Consider the following 18,428-nt stretch of genomic DNA (forward strand, 5'->3'; position numbering starts at 1 on the left):
TTATTGAAGGATGCCCAACAGTTCAACGTCGAAGGTGAGCATGGAATCCGGGCCGATCGGGCCGCCCGGCGTGCCCTGCGGGCCGTAGCCCAGGTTCGACGGAATCCAGAAACGGTACTTGGAGCCGACCGGCATCAGCGCCACGCCCTCGCTCCAGCCCGGCACCACCTGGCTGAGCGAGAACTCGGCCGGCTGCCCGGTCTTGTACGAGCTGTCGAACACTTCGCCATTGAGCAGCTTGCCTTCGTAGTTCACCCGCACCTTGCTGGTCGGCATCGGCCGTTCGCCGCTGCCCTGGCGCAGCACCATGTACTGCAGGCCCGACGGCGTGGTGACCACGCCCTTCTGGGTCTTGTTCTGGGCCAGGAAGGCGTTGCCCTTCTCGCGGTTCTCGGTCGACGCGGCGGCCTGCTTGGAGGCGCTGTAGGCCTGCAGCGTGGCGGCCGCCTGCTCCTGGGTCATCGCGGTGTCGCCCTTGGCGAACACGGTGCGTACCGCGCCCATCAAGATGCCCAGATCGATCTCGTTCTGGATCCGCGCCAGCGACGGGCCGACCGCGCGATCGCCGAGCATCAGGCCCACGTTCTGCTTGGACACCGGCGGCGGCTGGCTGCCCGGCGCCATGCCCGGGATCGGCTGCCCGGCGCGCGCGGCCATCTGCGTACGCAATGCGGTATCGGTGGCCTGCGCCTGCTCGTCGGACAACAACGGCTTGCCGCCCTTGAACGCGTTCTCGATCGCGCGCTGCATGGCGTCCAGATCGATGTCCTGGGCGATGGGCTCGAACGAGCGCGCCACGTCCATGCCGATCGCATAGCTGACCTTCTGCTTCTCGCTGCTCAGCGCCGCCGGCTTGGCCGCAGCCGGCGCCTGCGCGGACGCGCTGCCCGCCACCACCGCCATCCCCATCAACAGCGACGCCACGGCGCCGCGCATTCCCATCTTCATTCGCTACTTTCCTGGAAGTGAATTAGAGGCGCCGCCATGGCGCAGAGGCCGCATTGTCGCATGCGCGGCAACGATATCGACCCGGATTCAATGTGATCCCGACTGCGCTTTCAGTTCGCGTTCGATGGCCGCACGCAGGGCCGGATCGTCCGGCGCGATCTTGCTGGGGAACTGCGCGACCACGCGTCCGTCGCGCGCGATCAGATACTTGTGGAAGTTCCAGCCTGGCGCCACGCCGGTGGCCTTGGTCAGTTGCTGGTACAGCGGCGTCGCCTCGGTGCCGAGCACATGCACCTTCTCGAACATCGGGAACTTGACCCCGTAGGTCAGCGTGCAGAATTCCTGGATCTGCTTCTCCGAACCGGGCTCCTGCCCCTTGAAGTCGTTGGACGGGAAACCGAGCACGCTGAAGCCCTGCGCGGCGTAGCGCTGCTGCAGCTGCTCCAGGCCGTCGTATTGCGGGGTGAAGCCGCACTTGCTGGCGGTATTGACCACCAGCAGCACCTTGCCGCCGTAGGTCTTGTTCAGATTCACCTTGTCCTTGCCGGCCAGCGGACGGTAGTCCTGGTCCAGCAGCGACGCCGCCCAGGCACTGCCAACGGTGCCGGCAGCGGCCAGGATCGCGAGGAAAAACAAGCGTTTGGATAGTTTCATCTGGGCACCGTAAGGAGAAAGGGAAACGCGCAGGCACTAGGCCATGAGTTGGGGTGGTCGCTGTGTTGACATGACGTGTGACGGTGTTATAGTTAAATACAACACCACTCATCCAGAGCAGGGGAAACGATGAACCTCCAACGCATGCAGCGCAGCCTTCCGGCCATGGTCATCGTCGGCGCCCTGTTCTCGGTGAGCTGGGTCGGCGCCCAAGGTAGCCAGGGACGGTCGCCCGATTATGGCGCCAGCGAGCCGCAGGAAGACAGCCGCGCCCCTCCCGCCGCGCCCGCGCCGGTACGGCGGATGCGCGCATCGCTGTCGATGCCCTATTTCTCCTTCGCGCACACGCTGCGTCCACGGAGCTGACCATGAGCGATATCCACTGGAGCGATGGCGCTCCGATCTACCGCCAGCTGAAGGATCGCGTGATCGCGATGATGCTGGATGGAATCATCAAGCCCGGCGATGCGCTGCCCTCGGTGCGCCAGGTCGCCGCCGAATACCAGCTCAACCCGATCACCGTTTCGCGTGCCTACCAGGAACTGGCCGACGAGGCCCTGGTCGAGAAGCGCCGCGGGCTGGGCATGTTCATGACCGAGGAAGCGGCCAAGAAGCTGCGCGGCAGCGAACGCGACCGCTTTCTCAACGAAGAGTGGCCTCTGGTGCTGGAACGGATCCAGCGCCTGGGCCTGACACTGGAAGACTTGTTGCCACCGGGGAAAACACCATGACTGCCGCTGTCGCCGCATCCGAATCCGTCGTCTCCGCGCGCTCGCTGCGCAAGACCTACAACCACAAGCCGGCGCTGGCCGATACCTCGTTCGCGATCGCGCCGGGCCGCATCGTCGGCCTGATCGGCCCCAACGGCGCCGGCAAGACCACCGCCTTGAAAGCGGTGCTCGGCCTGACCGCGGTCGAGGGCGAACTGCGCGTGCTGGGCATGGACCCGCGCAAGCAGCGCAACGAGCTGATGAACGACGTGTGCTTCATCGCCGACGTGGCGGTGCTGCCGCGCTGGATGCGGGTACGCGAGGCGATCGACTTCGTCGCCGGCGTGCATCCGCGCTTCGACCGCGCCAAGTGCGAGCGTTTCCTGGCCAACACCAAGCTCACGCCGAAGCTGCGCGTGCGCGAAATGTCCAAGGGCATGATCGTGCAGCTGCACCTGGCGCTGGTGATGGCCATCGACGCGCGCCTGCTGGTGCTCGACGAGCCCACCCTGGGCCTGGACATCCTGTACCGCAAGGAGTTCTACCAGCGCCTGCTGGAAGACTACTTCGACGAACAGAAGACCATCATCATCACCACCCACCAGGTCGAGGAGATCGAGCACATCCTCACCGACGTGCTGTTCATCCGCGACGGCCGCATCGTGCTCAGCGCCGACATGGAGCATATGGCCACGCGCTACACCGAACTGCTGGTGCCGGCCGAGCGCATCGACGCGGCGCGCGCGCTGCAGCCGATCGACGAGCGTGGCCTGCCGTTCGGCAAGACCGTGTTCCTGTACGACGGCGTGCCGCAGGCACAGCTGGCCGCGCTGGGCGAAACCCGCAACCCCGGCCTCGCCGACCTGTTCGTCGCCATCATGAAGGGGACCTACGCATGAACGCACCCGCCAAGTCCATCTCGCCGCTGTCCACCTTCAAGTGGCTGCTGAAGCGCGAATTCTGGGAACACCGCGGCGGTTTCCTGTGGGCGCCGGTCATCGCCGGTGCGGTGGTCACCGTGATGTACGCGGTGCTGGCGCTGATCGGCACCATCGCCGGCCACGGCAACGACAGCAACGGCATCAACGTCGACGGCGGGCCGGAGAAGCTGCACGAGATCGTCGGTGCGGTCGGCGACGGCACCATGCTGGCCGGCGTGGTCATCGCCTGCATCGTGCTTGGCTTCGTGGTGTTCTTCTACGCGCTGGGCTCGCTGTACGACGACCGCCGCGACCGCAGCGTGCTGTTTTGGAAGTCGCTGCCGCTGTCGGACCTGAGCACGGTGCTGTCCAAGGCCGTCTGGGCGCTGCTGCTGGCGCCGATCGTGGCGATCGGCATCGGTCTGCTGATCGGCGTCGCCCTGTGGGTGATCACCGCACTGACCATCTCGGTCAACGGCATCACCCAGAGCAGCGCGGTGTTCACCCACTCGCATCCGCTGCGCATCATCGGCGGGGTGTTGTCGAACCTGCCGATCTACGTGATGTGGTCGCTGCCGACCATCGGCTGGCTGATGTTCTGCTCGGCCTGGGCGCGCACCAAGCCGTTCCTGTGGGCGGTGCTGATCCCGGTCCTGGGCTGCGTGATGGCGAGCATGATGGGCATCTTGCCGATGCTGCACGTGAACCACAACGCGATCTGGTACACGGTGGTCTACCGCGGCCTGCTGAGCGTGCTGCCGGGCACCTGGCTGCCGGTGCTCAGCGAGAGCGCGCCGCCGATGCAGATCGACGGTGCCCAGGACTTGGCCAACGCAATCCAACTCAGCGACGCCTGGCGCATCTTCCAGAGCGCCGACATCTGGATCGGCGCGGCGATCGGCGTGGCCTTCATCGTCGCAGCGATCTATCTGCGCCGCTGGCGCGACGAAGCCTGATCCGCACCGTTCTCCCTTTCCCGATTCCCTCTTTGCATATGGAGTTCACGATGATGCGCAAGACCTTGCTGATGTCCGCGCTGCTGCTGGTACCGGCCCTGGCCCTGGCCGACGAATGCCGGCATTCCGAGCCACGCAACCTGAAACTGGACTTGGCGGGCGCCAAGAATGTGATCTTCGACGCGCAGCAGAACAACCTCAAGCTGACCGGCGCCAGCGGTGCCGCGTTCGAACTGCGCGGCCGCGCCTGCGCCTCCGATGCGGACATGCTCAAGGAGCTGACCGTGCGCCAGCGCCGCGAAGGTGACACACTGATCGTGACCCTGCAGCACGACGGCAAGATCCACGGCATCAGCTCGGGCACCCGCTACGCCTACCTGGACCTGGCTGGCAGCGTGCCGAGTTCCCTGCCCGTGCAGTTGCGCCTGGGCTCCGGCGATGCCGACATCGGCGGCGTGGCCTCGCTCGACGCCACGGTCGGCTCCGGCGACCTGCATGCGCACGGCGTGCGCGGCGCGGTCAGCGCCACGGTGGGATCGGGCGACATCGAACTGCGCGACATCGGCAGCCTCAGCCTGCCGACGTTGGGTTCGGGCGACGTCAAGGCGAGCCAGGTGGGCGGCGACGTCAAGATCGGCACCGTCGGCTCCGGCGACCTGACCGTGCACGGCGTGCGCGGCGCGGTGCAGATCGGCAGCATCGGCTCCGGCGATGCGCAGTTGCGCGACGTGACCGGCAGCGTGGCGCTGCAATCGATCGGCTCCGGCGACCTGGAAGTCAACGGCGTCGGTGGCAACCTCACCGTGGAGCGGGTCGGCAGCGGCGACATCCACCACAGCGGCGTGCGCGGCAGCGTCAACGTGCCCAAGCCGCGCTGAGCCGCGGCCTTCCCTTCTCGCTTCGACCGAGGACTCACCCATGCAGCATCGTTCCCTGCCGTTGGCCGGCATCGCCCTGATCGCGCTATTGGCCCTGGCTGCCTGCCAGCCCTCGACCCCGCAGTCGGACAGGACCACCAGCAACACGTCCAGCGCGCGCAGCCTGAGTTTCGACAATGGCGACATCACCCTGAAGGTGTCCGGGCAACCGCCGGCGACCATCACCCGCACCGGCGAGTTGCTGATCGACGGCAAGCAGGTCGCGCTCGACGCTGAACAGCACGCCGTGCTGGCTCGCTATCGCGAACAACTCGGCGCGGTCGGCATGCAGGGCCTGGAGGTCGGCAAGCAAGGCGCGGCGCTGGGCGTGAAGGCGGCCGGCGACGCGCTGGCCGGAGTCATCAGCGGCAACACCGAGCATGTCGGCGAGCACATCGAGGCGCAGGCCGAGAAGCTCAAGCAGGAAGCGCTGAAGATCTGCGCGCAGGTGGCGACGCTGCGCCAGGCGCAGGACACGCTGGCGCAGAAAGTGCCGGCGTTCCGCCCCTACGCCAGCCTGGACGCCAGCGACATCAGCGACTGCGACAAATCGGTCAAGTAATTGCGGCGGTCCCGGCCTAAAATGGCCGGGACCCTCCTGCTCCGAATCGATCGATGAAGAAGACGCTAGTCGCCTGGTTTTCCCTGATCTCGCTGTGCCTGCTGCTGGCGGCGTGCGGCGCGCGCGACGGCGCAGCCTCGTCCTCGCGCGCCGAGCGCGGCAAGCCGCGCGTGTCGGTGGACAGCATGAGCGTGATGCTGCGCCGCGCGCCGGCCGCCAACGCCTCGATCGGCCCCGACGGCAGCCTGCGCATCGACGACATCGAACTGCCGCTGCCGCAGGCGCAACGCACCCAGCTGCAACAGCTGTTCATGCACTTGCAGATGCAGCGCCAGCGCACCCTGGAAACCGCGGCGCCGGACCCGAACATGCGCTCGGTCGGCTTCGCCACCACGCCGGAGATCAGCGCCCTGCAGAGCGCATTGCTGCACGACATCCCGTCGCTGCAGCCGTACCAGGAAAGCTTCGGCAACCTGCAGGCGGAGCGGCGCTGAGGTAGCTGGCGCCTGCCGCACACACGCCATCGGTCGCGACCGCGGCGGTGACGATGGACGTGCAACGCCGGATTCTGTCGCGGCTGAAGCCGCTCCTACAGTGCACCCGGATATTTCATCGCAGGCTTCCCTGTAGGAGCGGCTTCAGCCGCGACAAGCACGGTGGCAAAGGTTCCGGCTTCGATACCCTTGAGGCTGGAGCCCCTACTACAGTGCATCTAGCTGGCGCTCCCATAACCCAGTTGTGGGAGCGACTTCAGTCGCGACGCGCGAAGCCGTGAAGGTACAGGCTTCGGAACTGTGTCGCGGCTGATTGGCCGATCTGCCGGAAGCTCGTCTAGTGGCTCCGGTTTACACCTCGGCGGACGGCCTCCGGCCACCCACATCCGCATTTCAAATGCGACACGCCAGCCCGCATGGCACGGCACCCGCCGCACCATGCGGGCATGCCTCAGCCGCCGCCGCCCGCGCCGGCGTGGATGCCGCCCTTGGTCAGCGCCGCCGGGTCGAGCAGCTTGCGCAGTTCGGCTTCGCCCAGGCCGCTGTCCTCCAGCGCGATCTCCAGCACCGGGCGGTTCTCCTTGTAGGCGCGCTTGGCGATCGCCGCCGCTTTTTCGTAGCCGATGATCGGATTCAGCGCGGTGACCAGGATCGGATTGCGGTCCAGGGTCTCGCGGACCCGGTCCTCGCGCACCTTCAGCCCGGCGATCGCCGAATCGGCCAGCAGCCGCGACACGTTGGCCAGCAGGTTGATCGAATCCAGCAGGTTGGCCGCGATCAGCGGCAGCGCCACGTTCAACTGGAAGTTGCCGGTCTGCCCGGCTACGGTGATCGCGGTGTGGTGGCCGATGACCTGCGCGCAGACCATCACCGTGGCCTCGGGAATGACCGGATTGACCTTGCCCGGCATGATCGAGCTGCCCGGCTGCAGCGCCGGCAATTCGATCTCGCCGAGGCCGGCCAGCGGTCCGGCGTTCATCCAGCGCAGGTCGTTGGCGATCTTGATCAGCGCCACTGCCAGCGCATTGAGCTGGCCGGACAGTTCCACCGCATCGTCCTGCGCCGCCAGGCCTTCGAACTTGTTGTCGGCGCTGTCGAACTTGCAACCGGTCAGCGCGGACAGCGCCTTGGCCACCTTGCCGCCGAAGCGCGGATCGGCGTTGATCCCGGTGCCGATCGCGGTGCCGCCCAACGGCAGCCGGCGCAGCCGCTTGAGGCTGTCCTGCAGCCGCTCCTGCGCCGAGGCCAGCTGCGCCGACCACGCCCCGAACTCCTGGCCGAAGGTCAGCGGCATCGCATCCATCAGGTGCGTGCGCCCGGTCTTGACCACTTTATCCAGTTGCTTGGCGCGCTTGTCGATGACCTTGCGCAGGTGCTTCAACGCCGGCAGCAGCTGTTCCTGCGTGGCCAGTTGGGCGGAGACGCGGATCGCGGTCGGCACCACGTCGTTGGAACTCTGGCCGAGGTTGACGTGGTCGTTCGGATGCACCGCCGGCGCGCCCGGCTTGGCCGCGCGCGAGGCCAAGGTGGCGATGACCTCGTTGGCATTCATGTTGGACGAGGTGCCCGAGCCGGTCTGGTAGATGTCGATCGGGAAGTGCGCATCGTGCCTGCCGTCGGCCACCTCCAGCGCGGCCGCCTGCACCACCTTGGCCACGGCCTTGGGCAGCAGCTCCAGGTCGGCGTTGACCCCGGCCGCGGCAGCCTTGATCAGGCCCAGCGCGCGGATGAAGCCGCGCGGCATCGGCTGCCCGGACACCGGGAAATTCTGCACCGCACGCTGGGTCTGGGCACCCCACAGCGCCTCGGCCGGCACCTGCAACTCGCCCATGCTGTCGTGCTCGACCCTGAATTTGTCGCTCATTGCGCAATCTCCACATCTGCATAAGAGGAATTCCACCCGGCGCTGTCGCGAGGGACGTCCGGGGAAGGCAGGCTGGCGGAGCTGCGGCTGGCGCAGGCATTATCCGCGGCACAGCGCCCGGCGTCAGCAGTGTGCGCCAAGGGTTGTTAGCAAGGCCTGGAGGCGCGGCGCAGCCGCCGCATGGCGATGCGGACGGCACGCATCACCCAGCCATGCCGCTGCCGATGCATGCCTCGCGGATGTCGGAGTCTTGGCCAGTACCGCGCAGGAAGTGAAGCGGCGGCCAGGCGTTGGCCGAGCGCGCCAAGCGCGCCTGGCATGGATGCGATCGGATCGAACGTGGGAATCGGCCAGCGGTGGCGAAGGCCTGGGCACTTCGGCAGCGGCCGGCACGACATCGCCGCGCGACCGGGTTCCCGATCCAGGCGCAGCGGCGGCCGCGTTGCCGCCGGCCGCCGCGACCTGCGGTTACTGGCGGTTGCTCTGAAAGACCAGGTCGTTGTACTTCTTCAGCAGCCGTCCCGGCGAGCCTTCCGGCGCCAGCGTCGGGTTGTCCAGCCAGCCCTGTTCCATGCGGCTGTACGGGGTCTTGTCGACGACCCGCTTGATCCGCGCCTTGCCTTCCTTGCGGAAGTTCTCCGCGGCGGTTTCGAAACTGTTCCAGTCCAGCTTGCCCGGTTCCTGGTCGGCGACCTTGGCGTGCGCTTCGTCGGACAGCGTGTTGAAGCCGTCGAGCAAGGCCGTGGCCTTGGCCGTATCGAACGCATCCTCCTGCAACAGGGCGACGATGTCCTTGGCCTCGAGCATCATCGACATCCGGTAGAAGTCGCGGGTGCGGCCTTCGACCTTTTCCATGGCCTTCAGTTGCTCGCGCTGCGCGGCGTCGTTCTGCGCATCCAGTTCGGCGCTGAACGCATGGCTCGCCTCGGAGAATTCGGACAGTGCCGCCATCAGCGGCGCATGCAGCTGCTTGCCCTTGGCGAATCCGTCGTCCTGATAGTCCTCGCGCTCGTAGTAATCGCGCACCTGGTTGCCGAGCGGCTGCAGCGCCTTCAGCGCCGTCGCGTAACGCTTCGCGGCGGCATCCAGGGCCGGCAGCAGCGGTTTGGCGGCGACCGCCTGCTGCATCGGCGCATCGCAGACCTTCATGTCGTACTCGTCGATCTTGGCCGGCCCGTACACGCTCGTTTCCTTGCCGGTGGGACCGGCGGCGGGATCCTTCATCCAGCCGACATAGGACTGGGCGCCGCGGTGGATGTCCGCATCGACCTTGTTGAAGCACTCGATGTACGCGTTGAGCTTGATGGTCAGCGCCTCGTGCGGATCGCTCGCGGCTTGGTCGGCGGGCGCCTTGCCATCGGCCGGGCCGGCAGGAGCAGCCGAGGGCTTGCCGCCGCAGGCGACCAGGAAAACGGAGACGGCAGCGGCCAGCGCAGCCAGGCGGAGGCGGGAAGTCATAGAAGCACGTCCTTGTTGAAAACGGTTACAGCCGCGCATTTTAGCAACACGCATTTGTCATGCGCCAGCGCACACACGTCGCGGAACAGGACGTCGGTCCGCCGCGGCGGTCGTGCCCGCGAGCGTCCGCCTGCTCGCCGATGTGCTGCGGCCGTCGGCACGGCATGGCCAGTGCGCGGCCGGCGTAGAATATGCGCCCCACCGCTGCCGCCCTGCCCCTGCCCATGTCGGATTCCGCCCTGCTCGCCCTGTCCCCGCTCGATGGCCGCTATGCCGGCAAGGTCGATGCCCTGCGGCCGATCTTCTCCGAATACGGCCTGATCAAGGCCCGGGTGAAGGTGGAAATCGAATGGCTGCTGGCGCTGGGCGCCGAGCCGGGCATCGCCGAGCTGCCCGCGTTCTCGGCGGCCGCCACGCAGCGGCTGCGTGCGCTGGCCGACGGCTTCGGCGTCGAGCACGCGGCGCGGGTCAAGCAGATCGAGCGCACCACCAACCACGATGTCAAGGCGGTGGAGTACTTCATCAAGGAGCAGCTGAAGGAAGACGCCGAACTCGGCCCGGCGCTGGAATTCGTGCATTTCGCCTGCACCAGCGAGGACATCAACAACCTCAGCTACGGGCTGATGCTGGAGCAGGCGCGGCGCGAGGTGTTGCTGCCGACGCTGGACGGCGTCGCCGCCACCCTGCGTGCGCTGGCCCATGCCCAGGCCGCGCAGCCGATGCTGTCACGCACCCACGGCCAGACCGCCTCGCCGACCACGCTGGGCAAGGAGATCGCCAACGTCGTCGCGCGCCTGGAACGCCAGCGCCGGCAGATCGCCGCGGTCGAGCTGACCGGCAAGATCAACGGCGCGGTCGGCAACTACAACGCGCACGTGGCCAGCTATCCGGACGTGGACTGGCCGGCCTTCGCGCAGCGCTTCGTGGAAGGCCTGGGCCTGGTGTTCAACCCCTACACCACCCAGATCGAGCCGCACGACAACGTCGCCGAACTCGGCGATGCCACCCGCCGTGCCAACACCATCCTGATCGACCTGGCCCGCGACATCTGGGGCTACATCTCGCTGGGCTACTTCAAGCAGAAGCTCAAGGAAGGCGAAGTCGGCTCTTCGACCATGCCGCACAAGGTCAACCCGATCGACTTCGAGAACGCCGAAGGCAACTTCGGCATCGCCAATGCGCTGTTCGAGCACTTCAGCGCCAAGCTGCCGATCAGCCGCTGGCAGCGCGACCTCACCGACTCCACCGTGCTGCGCGCGCTCGGTACCGCGTTCGGCCACAGCCAGGTGGCGCTGGATTCGCTGGCCAAGGGCCTGGGCAAGCTGACCGTCAATCCCGAACGCCTGGACGGCGACCTCGACGCCGCCTGGGAAGTGCTGGCCGAAGCCGTGCAGACGGTGATGCGCCGCCACGGCCTGCCCAACCCCTACGAGCAGCTCAAGGCGCTGACCCGCGGCCAGGGCATCACCGCCGCCTCGATGCAGGCCTTCGTCGAAACCCTGGAACTGCCGGAGGACGCCAAGCAACGCCTGCGGGCGCTGACCCCAGGCGGCTACATCGGCCTGGCCGAGCGCCTGGCGCGCGCGATCTGAGCCAGACGCGCCGGTCGCCCCCTCGCCGGCGCGGCAACACCGCCTTCGAACCCCGACAAGGAGATATGCGATGACACGGAATCTGTTTCTCTGCCTGCCGCTGCTGGCGTTGGCAGCCTGCACACAGCAGCCCTCACCCTCCGGCACCGATGCCGCCGTTGCAACCACACCTGCAGCGGCCGCGCCTGCCGCCGCCACGACGGCCGCGGCATCGATCGCGCCGGTGCCTGCAGTCCCCAGCATGTCGGCACAGGCGACGAGCGACGCGCAGGCCAGCGGCCAGCCGGACGGCGAACGCCCGACGCTGATGGTGACCTCGACCAGCGGCACGATCGACTGCGACGGCCACAACGTGGACATCACCGGCCGCGATGCCAGGCTCGTGCTGCGCGGACAGTGCGGCATGATCGCGTTGCTGGGCGCGAACGGCACCTTGCAGATCGAGCATGCCGAAGGCGTGCGCGTGGTCGGCGACAACGCGCAGGTGGTCATGCGCAGCGACGCCAAGAATGTCGAGCTGTTCGGCCGCCACGGCAACCTGCAGATGGGCCGCATCGAGACGCTGGCGGTGCCGGGCGACGAAAACCAGCTGCGCGCGGTCGCCATCGGCTCTGCGACCCTGCACGGCAGCAAGAACCAGCTCACCCAGCAAACCGGCACGGCGCAAGTCCAGGACTACGGCCGCGACAATCAGATCGCCGGCAACTGAGCGTGCCGACGCCACGCGGCCGGCCGCCCGCGGCCGGACCGCGCAGCGCGCTCAGGTTCTGACGAAGATCTCCACGCGCCGGTTCAACTGCCGTCCTGCGGGATTGTCCTGGCCCTGCAACTGGTTCGGCGCCACCGGACGCGATTCGCCGTAGCCCTTGGCGGACGCCTTCAGCACCAGTCCGCGCGCCCGCAGCGCCTCGAGCACCGCCGCGGCACGGCGTTCGGACAAGGCCTGGTTGTAATCGTCGCCGCCTTTGCCGTCGGTATGCCCGCCCACTTCCAGATCGCGCGCCTGCACGGTGCCGAGCGCGGTCGCCAGCGTGTCGAGCACCTTTGCGGCATCGGCGCGGATCTGCGACTTGTCGAAGTCGAACAGGACCCGATCGTTCAAGGTGATCAGATAGCCGCATGGCGCGCCGGGCGGCGCGAACTTGCGCAGCGGCGGGAAGCGCCCGGCCGGTGGCACCTTGGGCAGCGGCGCCATCGCCACCTTGCGCCCGGGCGTGCCGATCATGCCGGTGCCGTCGCCGTTGTTGCGGATCATTTCGTGCTCACCGTTCCAGGTGCCGGAACCGTCGGCATTGATGGTCACCAGGCCTTCGGGTCCGTTCCAGGTGCCGCTGCCGTCGCCATTGTTCTGGATCAGGCCGCTGCCGCCGTTCCAGGTGCCTGCGCCCCTGCCGTCCAGCGTGATCAGCCCGGCCAGGCCGTTGTAGCTGCCCGATCCATCCGCCTGCACCCGCACGATCGCGTCCTCGCCGTCGCCGACGGTGCCGTTGATGGTGCCGCTGCCGTCGGCGTTGACCTGCACCAGGCCGCCCTCGAAATTGGCCGTGCCGCTGCCGTCGGCGTTGATCTTGAACAGGCCGTCCTCGCCGTTGCGCAGCAGATTGCCCTGCGCATCGACGCCGGTGATGCCGGCATCGTTGACCAGCACGCCGTCGCTAGCGCAGCGCGCCGGCGCGATGCTGACGCCCTGGATCGGATCCAGCGCGCCCTTCATCGAGGCTTCCAGCGCACGCTGCGCAGGCGTCACCCCGAGGATTTCCGGGACCACGATCAGCGGAATGGCAGGGAACTCCGGCACCGCCGCCGCAGCGGCGACCGTGGTATCGGGCGTGGCGGAGGCCTTGGCCGCGGCAGCTGCCGGCGCGGACGGCGTACCCGGCTTGTCCGCAGCCCCGCACCCGGCCAACAACAACGACGACAGCAAGATCGGCAGTGAACGCATTCCCTTCCCTCCTGGTCCTGAGGCGCGCACTTCAGCCTGCGCGCAGGCCGCTTGTCAAACCGGCGCCGCACCGGCGCGCGAACTGCAACGGCACGGGCACGGCGGCCCGCCGTGCCCGCAAGCACGCCGCCGGAGTCGCCGCCATGCGCACGGACAACGCAGCGTGCGGCGGGCTGGGCGACAATGGCGGCCATCGCCGGCCTCCACGTCGGCCTCGCCCCTGCCGGACTGCCTGCCCATGAAGAAATCCGCCCCGTTCCCGATCGAAATCGACGCCACCCGGCAACAGCCGCTGGGCATGCCCGCCGCGCGCTTCCTGCGCGACTACTGGCACAAGCGCCCGCTGCTGATCCGCAACGCCTTCCCCGGCTTCGTCTCGCCGATCGAACCGGGCGACCTGGCCGGCCTGGCCTGTGAAGAGGCCGCGCTGTCGCGGCTGATCGTGCACGACCGCGCAAACGACCGCTGGAGCGTGCGCAGCGGGCCGTTCCAGGAAAGCGAATTCCCCGGCATGCCCGACCACGACTGGACCCTGCTGGTGCAGGACGTCGACAAATGGGACCCGGACATCCGTGCCCTGCTCGAGCAGTTCCGCTTCCTGCCGCGCTGGCGCGTGGACGACGTGATGGTCAGCTTCGCCGCGCCCGGCGGCTCGGTCGGCGCGCACGTGGACCACTACGACGTGTTCCTGCTGCAGGCGCACGGCCACCGCCGCTGGCAGATCGACGCCAGCGCCTCGATGGGCCGCACGGCGCCGCCGACCGACTTCCGCGAGGACGTCGAGCTGAAGCTGCTGCGCAGCTTCAGCCCCACCCACGAGTGGGTGCTCGGTCCCGGCGACATGCTGTACCTGCCGCCGCTGGTGCCGCACCACGGCGTCGCCGAAAACGCCTGCCTGACCTTCTCCGTGGGCACGCGCGCGCCGTCCTCGGCCGAACTGATCGGCGACTACCTGGACACCCTGATCGACGGCGCCGACGAGGCGCTGCGCTATCACGACGAGGACCTGCAGGTGCCGGCCGATCCGTACGAGATCGATGCGGCGGCGATGGGCCGCGTGGTCGAGGCGCTGAACGCGCTGCGCATGAACGATCCCGACCGCCTCGGCGCCTGGTTCGGCCGCTTCATCACCACCTATCGCGCCGCCGGCGAGATCCTGCCGCCGGCCAACCCGCCGGCGCCGCAGGAAGTGGCCGCGGCGCTGGAACAGGGCCTGATCCTGCAGCGCCACCCGTGGGCGCGGCCGGCCTGGCGCCGGGCCACGCGCGGCGCCACCCTGTTCTGCAGCGGCCTGGAATTCGCCCTGCCGATCAAGGACGCGCGGCGCCTGGCCGCGGCCGAGCACTTCGAAGGCAGCGACTACGCGGCGCTGTCCGCCGCCGGCCGCGAAACCCTGCTGCAGCTGGTCGAAGCCGGCTTCTATCAGCCGCTGGACGAGGCCGAGCACGGCGACGAGGATGCCGACGCGCAGGACTGAGCCGCCCGCCATGCCCGCCGCCCCAGGCTTCCGCATCGAAACGCTCGACCCGGCCCGCCAGGCCGGCGAACTGCGCGCGCTGCGCGAACAGGCCGGCGTGCCGACGCCTGCGGACGCGGCCGGCCAGGCCCTGAATGCGCTGAGCCACCACGTGCTGGCGCGCGCCGACGACGGCCAGCCGCTCGGCAGCGCGCGGCTGAGCCCCGAGCAGCGCATCGACGGCATGGCGGTGCTGCCGGCCTGGCGCGGTCGCGGCGTCGGCAGCGCGCTGCTGGCCGCGTTGATCGAAGAAGCGCAGCGCCGGCGCTGGCCGCGCCTGGACCTGCTGGCGCCGCCGGCCGCGCTCGATTTCTACGCGCGGAATGGCTTCCTGCCGCTCGGCGCGCGCAGCGCCGACGCCCATGGCGGCGGCGAACGGCAACCGATGCGGCGCGTGCTCGGCGCCGCCGCCGCGGTGGAGGATGCGGCCGTGGCGATCGCGGCCAGCGCCGCGGTGATCGCGCAGGCGCGGCGCCAGTTGCTGATCTACAGCCGTGCGCTGGATCCGGGCCTGCTGGACAGCGCGCCGCTGCTCGAGCAACTGCGCCGCTTCGCGGTGGCCACGCACGACAAGCAGGTGCGCGTGCTGCTGCACGACGCGGCCGCCCCGCAACGCGCCGCCGCGCCGCTGCTGGCCCTGGCGCAACGCCTGCCCAGCGTGTTCCGCTTCCGCGAAGTGGTCGACCCGGTGGACCAGGGCTACGCCGCCGCGTACCTGGTCAACGACGGTGGCGGCTACTACTTCCGTGCGCTGGGTCACCGTTACGACGGCGAGACCGACCTGCTCGGCGGCGGCCGCGCGCGCCAGCTGCGCGAGGCGTTCGCGCGGGTCTGGGAGCGTTCGCGCGACTGCAGCGAGCTGCGCGCGCTGGGCTGGTAGCGTCGCACGGCCGCTGCCGATGGCGCGACGAATGAACCCCGCGTAGCCTCTGTGTATCCGAAATGCACACCCCGGCTTGCGCATGGGGGTATAATTTTTTCGCTTGATTACGCCCGCGCAGGCCACGCGTCCGCCGGTTCCAACCGCAAGCCAACCCACAAAGCGACCCGACCCCACCATCGTGGACAATCTCCTAAAGCAGTTTGCGCAGTCATCGCAACTCGCCGGCGGCAATGCCGCCTATATCGAAGACCTGTACGAGCAGTACCTGGTCTCTCCCGACAGCATCGACCCCAAGTGGAAGACCTACTTCGACGGCTTCCAGGGCCGCGATGCCGGTGACGTTCCCCACTCCGCGGTCATCGCGCACATCGCCAGCGCAGCGCGCCAGGCCGCCAACAGCGGCACCAGCCCCGGCGGCGACGAGCGCGAGCGCCATGTCGGCCGGCTGATCACCGCCTACCGTTCGCGCGGCCACCTCGGCGCCCGGCTCGATCCGCTGGGGCTGACCCCGCCGATCAATCCGCCGGACCTGGGCCTGCCGTTCCACAGCCTGTCGGAAAGCGACCTGGGCAGCGAGTTCAGCACCGGCGGCCTCGGCGGCCAGCCGCGGATGAAGCTGCGCGACCTGCTGGCGCGGCTGAAGGCGACCTACACCGGGTCGATCGGCAGCGAATTCATGCACATCCCCGAATTCGAGCAGCGCCAGTGGATCTACCAGCGGCTGGAGAACGCCGGCGGCAACATCGCCGGCGACGCCGACAGCCGTCGCCGCACGCTGGAGCGGATCACCGCCGCCGAAGGCCTGGAGCGCTACCTGCACACCAAGTACGTCGGCCAGAAGCGCTTCTCGCTGGAAGGCGGCGATGCGCTGATCCCGATGATGGACGTGGTGGTACGCCGCGCCGGCGCCGATGCGGTCAAGGACATCGTGGTCGGCATGGCCCACCGCGGCCGCCTCAACGTGCTGGTCAACACCCTGGGCAAGAACCCGCGCAAGCTGTTCGACGAATTCGAAGGCAAGTTCGAGCACGCCCACGACGACCGCGCCCACACCGGCGACGTCAAGTACCACATGGGCTTCTCCGCCGATGTGGCGGTGGCCGACGGCAATTCGGTGCACCTGGCGCTGGCGTTCAATCCCTCGCACCTGGAAATCGTCGACCCGGTCGTGGTCGGCAGCGTGCGTTCGCGCCAGGAGCGCTACGGCGACGCCGCGCGCAAGACGGTGCTGCCGGTGGTGATCCACGGCGACGCCGCGTTCGCCGGCCAGGGCGTGGTGATGGAGCTGTTCCAGATGTCGCAGGCGCGCGGCTTCGCGGTCGGCGGCACCGTGCACATCGTCATCAACAACCAGATCGGCTTCACCACCAGCGCCCGCGACGACGCCCGCTCCACGCTGTACTGCACCGACGTGGCGAAGATGATCGGCGCGCCGGTGTTCCATGTGAACGGCGACGATCCTGACGCGGTGGCGTTCGTGGCCAACCTGGCCTACGACTTCCGCCAGCAGTTCAAGAAGGACGTGGTCATCGACCTGGTCTGCTACCGCCGCTGGGGCCACAACGAGGCCGACGAGCCGGCGGCGACGCAGCCGGTGATGTACCAGACCATCCGCAAGCACAAGACCACCCGCGAGCTGTACGCCGCGCAGCTGGAAAGCGAAGGCGTGATCCAGGCCGGCCAGGCGCAGGCGCTGGTCGACAGCTACCGCAACAAGCTCGATTCGGGCGAATACACCACCGAGCTGGCGACCCGCAAGCCGGACGAATTCGCCATCGACTGGAGCAACTACCTGTCCGGCAAGCTCGCCGACAAGGTGGATACCACGGTCAAGCGCAAGACCCTGGACCAGCTGGCCAAGATCATCACCACGATCCCGGCCGGCGTGGAACTGCATCCGCGCGTGGCCAAGATCTACGACGACCGCGTGAAGATGGCCGCAGGCGACCTGCCGGGCGACTGGGGCTTCGCCGAGAACCTGGCCTACGCCACCCTGCTCGGCGAGGGCCACAAGCTGCGCCTGGTCGGCCAGGACGCCGGCCGCGGCACGTTCTTCCACCGTCACGCGATCCTGCACGACCAGAAGACCGACAGCTATTACCTGCCGCTGCGCCAGCTGGTCGAGAACCCGGAAGACGCCACCGTGATCGACTCGCTGCTCAGCGAGGAAGCGGTGATGGGCTTCGAGTACGGCTACTCGACCACCGATCCCAATGCGCTGTGCATCTGGGAAGCGCAGTTCGGCGATTTCGCCAACGGCGCGCAGGTGGTGATCGACCAGTTCATCGCCGCCGGCGAAGCCAAGTGGGGCCGCATCAGCGGGCTGTCGCTGTTCCTGCCGCATGGCTACGAAGGGCAAGGCCCGGAGCACAGCTCCGCGCGCCTGGAGCGCTTCCTGCAGCTATGCGCGCTGGAGAACATGCTGGTCTGCGTGCCGACCACGCCGGCGCAGTGCTTCCACATGATCCGCCGGCAGATGCGCATGACCACGCGCAAGCCGCTGGTGGTGATGACGCCCAAGTCGCTGCTGCGCCACAAGCTGGCGGTGTCGACGCTGGAGGAACTGGCCGACGGCGAGTTCCAGCACCTGATCCCGGATGCGAAGGCCGATCCGAAGCAGGTCAAGCGCGTCGTGGCCTGCTCGGGCAAGGTCTACTACGACCTGCTCGAGGACCAGACCAAGCGCGGCCAGGACGACGTCGCCATCCTGCGCGTGGAGCAGCTGTACCCGTTCCCGCGCGAGCTGCTGGCCGCGGAGCTGAAGCGCTACAGCAACGCCACCGACCTGGTCTGGTGCCAGGAAGAACCGCAGAACCAGGGCGCCTGGTACCAGATCAAGCACCACCTGCAGGCCTGCCTGGCCGACGGGCAGAGCCTGCATTACGCCGGCCGCCCGCGCTCGCCGTCTCCCGCTGCCGGCCATTTCGCCGAGCACCTGGAAGAGCAGCTGAAGCTGGTCGCCGACGCGCTATTGAATCCGTTCAACGACCAAGTCGCTGAATAAACCTCCTT

General features: G+C 68.3%; 17 protein-coding genes. 12 read left to right on the forward strand and 5 right to left on the reverse strand.

What is annotated here, in order from left to right; translation table 11 throughout:
* Both HEP75_RS13380 and HEP75_RS13385 read right to left on the reverse strand, forming a co-directional pair.
* Complete coding sequence (locus tag HEP75_RS13380; RefSeq protein WP_185823857.1) at positions 1-948, reverse strand: FKBP-type peptidyl-prolyl cis-trans isomerase; 948 nt, start codon at positions 946-948, stop codon at positions 1-3.
* 87 nt (positions 949-1,035) lie between these two features.
* Positions 1,036-1,602 carry a glutathione peroxidase gene (locus HEP75_RS13385; protein ID WP_255423855.1) on the reverse strand — a complete coding sequence of 189 codons (567 nt, stop codon included), beginning with the start codon at positions 1,600-1,602 and terminating at the stop codon, positions 1,036-1,038.
* Between the two features lie 129 nt (positions 1,603-1,731).
* On the opposite strand from HEP75_RS13385, the gene HEP75_RS13390 reads away from it, so the two are divergent.
* From HEP75_RS13390 to HEP75_RS13420, 7 genes are read left to right on the forward strand one after another with little or no spacing between them, the layout of a single operon-like run.
* On the forward strand, positions 1,732-1,968 hold the full coding sequence (locus tag HEP75_RS13390; protein WP_185816199.1) for a hypothetical protein: 237 nt from the start codon (positions 1,732-1,734) through the stop codon (positions 1,966-1,968).
* Positions 1,969-1,970: 2 nt separating this feature from the next.
* On the forward strand, positions 1,971-2,333 hold the full coding sequence (locus HEP75_RS13395; RefSeq protein ID WP_185823858.1) for a GntR family transcriptional regulator: 363 nt from the start codon (positions 1,971-1,973) through the stop codon (positions 2,331-2,333).
* Positions 2,330-3,211 carry an ABC transporter ATP-binding protein gene (locus HEP75_RS13400; RefSeq protein ID WP_185816198.1) on the forward strand — a complete coding sequence of 294 codons (882 nt, stop codon included), beginning with the start codon at positions 2,330-2,332 and terminating at the stop codon, positions 3,209-3,211. Before HEP75_RS13395 ends, HEP75_RS13400 begins: the two co-directional genes overlap by 4 nt.
* The gene (locus HEP75_RS13405; RefSeq protein ID WP_185823021.1) at positions 3,208-4,188 is read left to right on the forward strand and encodes an ABC transporter permease; all 981 of its coding nucleotides are present in this window, start codon (positions 3,208-3,210) and stop codon (positions 4,186-4,188) included. Before HEP75_RS13400 ends, HEP75_RS13405 begins: the two co-directional genes overlap by 4 nt.
* 53 nt (positions 4,189-4,241) lie before the next feature.
* On the forward strand, positions 4,242-5,066 hold the full coding sequence (locus tag HEP75_RS13410; protein ID WP_185826602.1) for a DUF2807 domain-containing protein: 825 nt from the start codon (positions 4,242-4,244) through the stop codon (positions 5,064-5,066).
* Between the two features lie 40 nt (positions 5,067-5,106).
* A complete protein-coding gene (locus HEP75_RS13415; RefSeq protein WP_185823859.1) occupies positions 5,107-5,667 on the forward strand; it encodes a DUF2884 family protein in 561 nt (186 codons plus the stop codon).
* A 53-nt stretch (positions 5,668-5,720) separates the two neighbouring features.
* On the forward strand, positions 5,721-6,161 hold the full coding sequence (locus tag HEP75_RS13420) for a hypothetical protein (RefSeq protein ID WP_185823860.1): 441 nt from the start codon (positions 5,721-5,723) through the stop codon (positions 6,159-6,161).
* Positions 6,162-6,612: 451 nt separating this feature from the next.
* On the opposite strand, the gene HEP75_RS13425 is transcribed toward HEP75_RS13420, so the two are convergent.
* Positions 6,613-8,025, reverse strand: a complete 1,413-nt coding sequence (locus tag HEP75_RS13425; RefSeq protein ID WP_185823861.1) for a class II fumarate hydratase — start codon at positions 8,023-8,025, stop codon at positions 6,613-6,615.
* 468 nt (positions 8,026-8,493) lie between these two features.
* Positions 8,494-9,483, reverse strand: coding sequence for a YiiG family protein (locus HEP75_RS13430; protein WP_185823862.1), 990 nt, complete (start codon positions 9,481-9,483; stop codon positions 8,494-8,496).
* Positions 9,484-9,707: 224 nt separating this feature from the next.
* Between HEP75_RS13430 and purB the strand changes: the two genes are divergently transcribed.
* Together purB and HEP75_RS13440 are read left to right on the forward strand one after the other, a co-directional pair.
* Entirely contained in the window at positions 9,708-11,075 is a 1,368-nt protein-coding gene (gene purB / locus HEP75_RS13435; protein WP_185823863.1) for an adenylosuccinate lyase, read from the forward strand.
* Between the two features lie 70 nt (positions 11,076-11,145).
* The gene (locus tag HEP75_RS13440; protein ID WP_185823864.1) at positions 11,146-11,784 is read left to right on the forward strand and encodes a DUF3060 domain-containing protein; all 639 of its coding nucleotides are present in this window, start codon (positions 11,146-11,148) and stop codon (positions 11,782-11,784) included.
* A 51-nt stretch (positions 11,785-11,835) separates the two neighbouring features.
* Here the strand turns inward: HEP75_RS13440 and HEP75_RS13445 are convergent, their stop codons facing one another.
* Positions 11,836-13,017: an OmpA family protein gene (locus HEP75_RS13445; RefSeq protein WP_185823865.1), complete on the reverse strand. Its 1,182-nt coding sequence runs from the start codon at positions 13,015-13,017 to the stop codon at positions 11,836-11,838.
* A gap of 238 nt (positions 13,018-13,255) precedes the next feature.
* Here HEP75_RS13445 and HEP75_RS13450 point away from each other — a divergent pair, with 238 nt between their 5' ends.
* From HEP75_RS13450 to HEP75_RS13460, 3 genes are all read left to right on the forward strand, one after another.
* Complete coding sequence (locus tag HEP75_RS13450) at positions 13,256-14,494, forward strand: cupin domain-containing protein (RefSeq protein ID WP_185823866.1); 1,239 nt, start codon at positions 13,256-13,258, stop codon at positions 14,492-14,494.
* A gap of 10 nt (positions 14,495-14,504) precedes the next feature.
* The gene (locus HEP75_RS13455) at positions 14,505-15,413 is read left to right on the forward strand and encodes a GNAT family N-acetyltransferase (protein ID WP_185823867.1); all 909 of its coding nucleotides are present in this window, start codon (positions 14,505-14,507) and stop codon (positions 15,411-15,413) included.
* Positions 15,414-15,594: 181 nt separating this feature from the next.
* Positions 15,595-18,420 (forward strand): 2-oxoglutarate dehydrogenase E1 component, encoded by a 2,826-nt coding sequence (locus tag HEP75_RS13460; protein ID WP_185823868.1) that lies wholly within the window; start codon positions 15,595-15,597, stop codon positions 18,418-18,420.
* The last annotated feature ends 8 nt before the right edge of the window (positions 18,421-18,428 follow it).

This window comes from Xanthomonas sp. SI (genome assembly GCF_014236855.1).
Lineage (GTDB): Bacteria > Pseudomonadota > Gammaproteobacteria > Xanthomonadales > Xanthomonadaceae > Xanthomonas_A.